Annotated in this window: 3 protein-coding genes and 1 pseudogene; 3 read left to right on the forward strand and 1 reads right to left on the reverse strand. The window is 60.0% G+C overall.

All coding sequences use genetic code 11. The features are described 5' to 3' along the window. Positions 1-140: 140 nt before the first annotated feature. Positions 141-2,870, forward strand: a complete 2,730-nt coding sequence (locus AC5JJ6_RS38915; RefSeq protein WP_496047182.1) for a hypothetical protein — start codon at positions 141-143, stop codon at positions 2,868-2,870. A gap of 322 nt (positions 2,871-3,192) precedes the next feature. Continuing rightward, positions 3,193-3,420, forward strand: a pseudogene (locus AC5JJ6_RS38920) (helix-turn-helix domain-containing protein); the annotation flags it as partial. A 202-nt stretch (positions 3,421-3,622) separates the two neighbouring features. Here AC5JJ6_RS38920 and AC5JJ6_RS38925 read toward each other — a convergent pair. Then, positions 3,623-3,919, reverse strand: a complete 297-nt coding sequence (locus AC5JJ6_RS38925) for a helix-turn-helix domain-containing protein (protein ID WP_496047183.1) — start codon at positions 3,917-3,919, stop codon at positions 3,623-3,625. Positions 3,920-4,218: 299 nt separating this feature from the next. On the opposite strand from AC5JJ6_RS38925, the gene AC5JJ6_RS38930 reads away from it, so the two are divergent. Next, positions 4,219-5,657: type I secretion system permease/ATPase (locus AC5JJ6_RS38930; protein WP_496047184.1), on the forward strand; the 1,439-nt coding region annotated here is incomplete at its 3' end.

Raw genomic sequence — 5,657 nt, forward strand, 5'->3', positions numbered from 1 at the left:
TGTCCGGTACGGTCGATCCCGCCGACGTTCTCGCTCTGTCCGGTTCAGGCGCCCGCGTCGTCAGCGGCTTTGTGCTGGTAGAAGACGGCGAGGAGGAGATCAGCATCGGAACGATCACCGGTGGAGCCGATGGTTCGCCGATGGTGATCACCTTCAACGAGGATGCCACCGACGACCTGATCGACACCCTGCTGAAGAACATCACCTTCGATGCCATCAACGGCGACGGCGACCGCAAGGTCACCTTGACGCTGACCGGCAATTCCCCCGGCAACGTTGCCACGGCCGAAGTCAATCTGGCCGTCGCCAGCGGTTTCCTGATACTGAGCAGTGGCAGTGACACCAACGAAAACTTCGCGCTGCCCGGTGTTTCCCCGACCGGCATCAACGTGTTCAAGGGTGCCCTTGGTACGCTGAACAACGGCGATGACTTCACGGGCGGCGACTCCGACTATGACCGCATGGAAGTCACGCTCGACGGGACGGTCGCCACGCCGACCATCAGCAAGGTCGAGATGTTCGATCTGACCACCAGCCTGAACACCGGCGGTCTGGACTTCGAGAACATCACCGGCGCCAAGACCGTCACGGTCAAGGGAACGAATACTACCTCGCTGCTCAATATCGGTGAGGGCACGACTTCTGTGAACGCCTCGCAGCTGACGGGCGCTCTGACGATGAGCTTCGGCGAGACTTCCGGTGACGTTACCGTCACAGGTGGTTCTGCCGGCAATACGATGGACTTCCGCAACACGCTCGACAGCAAGGATGTCGTGATTGGTGGCGTCGGTTCCGATCGCGTCACGGCGATCGTCGATGGCCTGACCGAAGAAACCGGTGCTCTGAAGATTTCCAACGTCGAGACTATCGACCTGTCGGCGGTGGAGCAAGCGGGTACGGTCGATGCTTCCGGCATCACTGTCGCCGCAGGCTCGGTAACGATCAACGTCTCCGGCAACGAGAGCGTTTCCCTGCTCAACGTCGGTGCGAACATCGGTACCATCGTCAGCACCCAGGGCGAAAGCGGCGGTCTGAACGTTTCCTTCGGTTCCGGCTCGGAAGCTGTCCAGGTTACCGGCGGCGCCGGCAACGACACCATCGACTTCGGCGATACCCTCGACAACCTCGATAGTGTCGACGGCGGCGACGGCGAAGACACCGTCAACGCGACCATCGACGGACTGAAGGTCTATTTCTCCAATGAGGAAGTTTCGACCGGTGCGTTGAACATCGCGAATGTCGAAACCATCAACCTGACGACCACCGGGACCGCCAGCCAGATCGTCCTCTTCAACAACGAGGGTGCGAAGGTCAATGTCTCCGGTACCAGCAGCCTCGAAATTCTCCTGGCGGCAGGCACTGAGCTGAATGCTTCGGAGCTGACCGGTACGGCGACCCTGTCCGCCAACTACTACGGTTCGCTGGACAATACCAAGGTCGTGGGCTCCGAGAACAACGACGTCGTTTCGGCGGTTCTGTCCGACTACATGACCATCGCCGAACCGACCATCGTGGCCGGCCCTGAAATCAGCGGTGTCGAGAAGATCCGTCTGACGACCATGGAAAGCGCCACCCTGGACGCTTCCAAGATCTCTGGTCCCGTCGTGTACGAGATCGGCAGCTTCGAAGAGGTGCTTCAGGAACCGGGCCTGATGGGCTTGAATGCCATGGAAGGGCTGCGGATCGTCAATATCGGCACCGACGATACCGAAGTGAACGCCACCGGCTGGACCGGCGATTTCTACGGCTGGCTCGAAGAGGGTTACGAGGCGACCGAGTACAAAGACGATCTGTCGGTCGACTTCGGTAAGAACCTGACGTCCGGCGACAAGGTCATCGGCGCGGCAACCGGGAAGACGACTGTTTCGGCGACCCTCGTGGACGGCGAAACCAGCTCGGCAACCCTGACCAACGTCGGCAACATCAACCTCCGGGTCGAAGGTACGACGACGGCGACGTTCGACGGCGAGATGATCACCAGCAACGACACTGGGTTGACCACCATTAGCCTGTTGGACGTTATAGGTGGAAAGACGATTACCGATTTCAGGCAGGCTGTAATCGACGCTCAGACTGAAGTCACGCAACGCTTGAACCTCGAGACCGCTGCGACCAACGCTCAGACTGAAGTCACGCAACGCTTGAACCTCGAGGCCGCCGTGACTACTGCCTCGACCGCGTTGGAGACTTGGGAGGAGGACAACAACAGTTCAAATCCAGCGCCTGGTAATCCAGCATGGGATGAGCTGCAGCAGGACCTGTTCGACGCGAACGCCGCTCTGTTGGCCGATCAAGTTGACGGCACGACCGCAAAGCTGCAGCAGGACCTGCTCGACGCCCAGGAGGTTCTAGATGACGCAATGGCAGCTGGCAGGAATAGCAGCGTCACGCTGGATCACCTGTCCTCGACTGTCCAAAGCGTCGATGCTTCGGACTTCCTGGGTAAGGTGACCGCCGAGCTGAGCTACAAGGGCACGGCGGATGCCAAGGGTTCCCTCACCGGTGGCCACAACGACGATACCCTGACCGGCGGTGACGGTCTGGATATCCTTGTGGGTGGTGCCGGTGTGGATCAGCTCAAGGGCGGCCTCGGCAGCGATATCTTCGTCTTCGGCAACGAAGACACGGGTAGCGGCCTTGGCAACCGTGATGTCATCCTCGACTTCACGATCGGTCAGGACAAGATCGACCTGCGCGACGTGGATCAAGTCTTCCAGTTCAGCGGGCTCGACATCTCGATGGGTGGCGGTGTCACGATCGTTGCCTGGAATGAGACGACCGACGATGACGAAGTCGTAGTCCATGAGGTCGAACTGGCTGGCAACATCACGTTGTCTGCCAACGACTTCATCTTCCAGACGCCTGTGTAAGATGACCCACTAAAGCAATCCCTTCACAAGGGAAAAGACTGCCGCAGGGATGCTTCGGCATCCCTGCATATCAAATCAAGAGGTTGGTCATCTAGCGCCAACCTCTTCTTTTTTGAATGTTCATTTGACGATTTGCACGATCCGAAAATTGCAGTCCGAATGACAATCCAACGATCTACCTGGCAATTGCTTAGGCTTTTTTCGTCTCCCTCTACCGATCACTCCGGAACTCATTGAGCAACCCGCCGCTATGGACACCGATCCTTAATCCAGCACGGCCCATGGCGCAGGTGACCTCCGCAAGGAGGCCGGCCTTTGGCTCAAGACGCTTCGTAATAGGTCTGGTCTCTCCCAGCGCATGCTCGCGGAAGCGGTCGGTTTCCCCTACTACACGACGATCGCTCAGATCGAGGCCGGCAAGCTGCGGCTACAGTCGGATCGCTATGAGCTCTATGCCCGAGCCCTGGGCGTCGATACCCAAGACTTTATCAAGCAGATCATGCGATACTATGATCCTGTCACACACAAAGCCCTGTTCGGCAGTGGTTAAGACTGATCGTTGAGCGGGATACCTTAGCCTGATCCCTCACGTTCCTGTGATGTGCGGGCAAAATGCGGTTGGCCGATGCAGAAGTTACACCGATCGATACAGGGGATGGCCTGATGGTCGTACTGTAGCGGACGGCTGTTCCGACCATGCAGCTTAAAGTATTCGCCGACCTGTGTGAAATAAGTACTGATAGTTATTTATCTTAATCTTCGAACAGTATGGCGAATGTAACAGGATCATAAAAACGCATGATCTGTTTGACGAAATCACGGGAGTCCATGTCCATAACGGCAGCCCACAACTTATAGGCCTCTGGCGGGATTCTGCCCCGTCCGGACTCGATCATGGAAACCATCGTGTAGTTCCCGAGGCCGACCGCGTCGGCGACTTGGAGCTGGGTAAGACCTCGGCTCAGGCGGCACTGCTTCAACCAGGCCCCGCCCGCCTTGCGCAGATTCTTCACTTCCGCGCCGCCACCGTGCTGAGGATGGGCATACATGTCCCGCCACCTTCCTCTGAGTGCGTATTGATGCATATCTCGCTATGCTAACGTATGCGATGGATGTATGCAGCGCAATTAGGCGTTGAGGACGATCTTATCGTCCTTTCCGCAGCATCAGACCTGGCAGAACAGGTCCCCTGCCCTTTCCGGCCTCAGTTTCCAAGCGTTTCCTGCCATTAAGTCCTCGTTAAGCATGGTGACGGCAAAGTCGGTCTCATCGGTCTCGAGCATAGGTGCTGACTTCGATGGCACCGCGCTTCGCAGGGACCTTCCGAGCAACTGTCGAAGCATTGATGATGACCAAGAAGTCCGAACTGGGAGCGGTGCTTGCGACCTGTCGCAGTACCTTCGTTATGGCCGCAGTGTTCAGTTCCGTCATCAACCTCCTGATGGTGGTGCCTTCACTCTACATGATGCAGGTCTACGACCGGGTGCTTCACAGCCACAGTGAGGCCACCCTGTTCATGCTGACCCTGATCACGGTCGGCTTGCTGGGAACCATGTCGCTGCTCGAGGTCTTCCGGTCGCGCATCCTGGTGCGGATCGGCGGGCGCCTGGATCAGATGCTGGGAGAGCGGGTGCTGGCTGCCCAGTTCAGCGGCAGCCTTAAGCGGCTCGACGGCAACCCCGAGCAGGGTATGCGCGACTTCGACACGGTGCGCCAGTTCCTGACCGGGTCCGGCATCTTCGCCTTTTTCGACGCGCCCTGGGCGCCGCTTTTCCTGGCGATCATCTTCCTGCTGCACCCCATGCTCGGTTTCGTCGCGCTGGCCGGAGGTGCGGTGCTGCTTGCCCTGGCGTTTGCCAACAACGCCGTCACCAAGAAGCCGCTGGCGTCCGCCGGCAAGGTTTCGGCATCCCTGTCCGGGGCGATCGACAGCAGCATGCGCAACGCCGAGGTGATCGAGGCGATGGGCATGTTCCAGAATTTCCGGCACAGATGGGCCGCACGGCAGGGCGACATCCTGCGCCTCCAGGCGCAGGCGGCCGACCGTGCCGGCATCGTCATGGGCCTCACGAAGTTCACCCGGCTACTGCTTCAGACGGCCATGCTCGGCGGCGGTGCCTGGCTTGCCATCCACGAACAGATTTCCGCCGGCTGCATCATCGCGTCCTCCGTCCTGATGGGCCGGGCGCTGGCGCCGGTCGAACAGGCGATCGGCGTCTGGAAGCAGTTCCTCGGCGCACGCGTCTCGTACCGGCGCCTGAACGGCCTGCTGCAAGCCACCGAGAGAGCGGGCGGCCGAAGCAACCCTCCCCGCCCGCAAGGATGTGTCAGCGCCGAGAACATTCGCGCGATACCCCCCGGACGCGACATGCCGTCCCTGTCGGATCTCTCCTTCGAACTTCCAAGCGGACAGGTGCTCGGCATCATCGGTCCCAGTGGGGCCGGCAAATCGACGCTGGCCCGCCTGCTGGTCGGGGCTTGGCGTCCCGATGCCGGCACCATCCGGTTCGACGGTTCCGACATCCAAAGCTGGAACGCCGAGACCCGCGGCACTTTCGTCGGCTATCTGCCGCAGGACGTCGAGCTGTTCGATGGCACGGTCGCCGAGAACATCAGCCGTTTCGGGTCGATGGACGGCGAGGCGATCGTGGCGGCGGCCAAAAAGGCGGATGTCCATGATCTTATCCTGCGGCTGCCGCAGGGTTACGACACACCGCTCGGACGGGGCGGCAGCGCGCTGTCCGGCGGGCAGCGCCAGCGCATCGGCTTGGCACGCGCGGTGTTCGG

This window comes from Skermanella sp. (assembly GCF_059503625.1).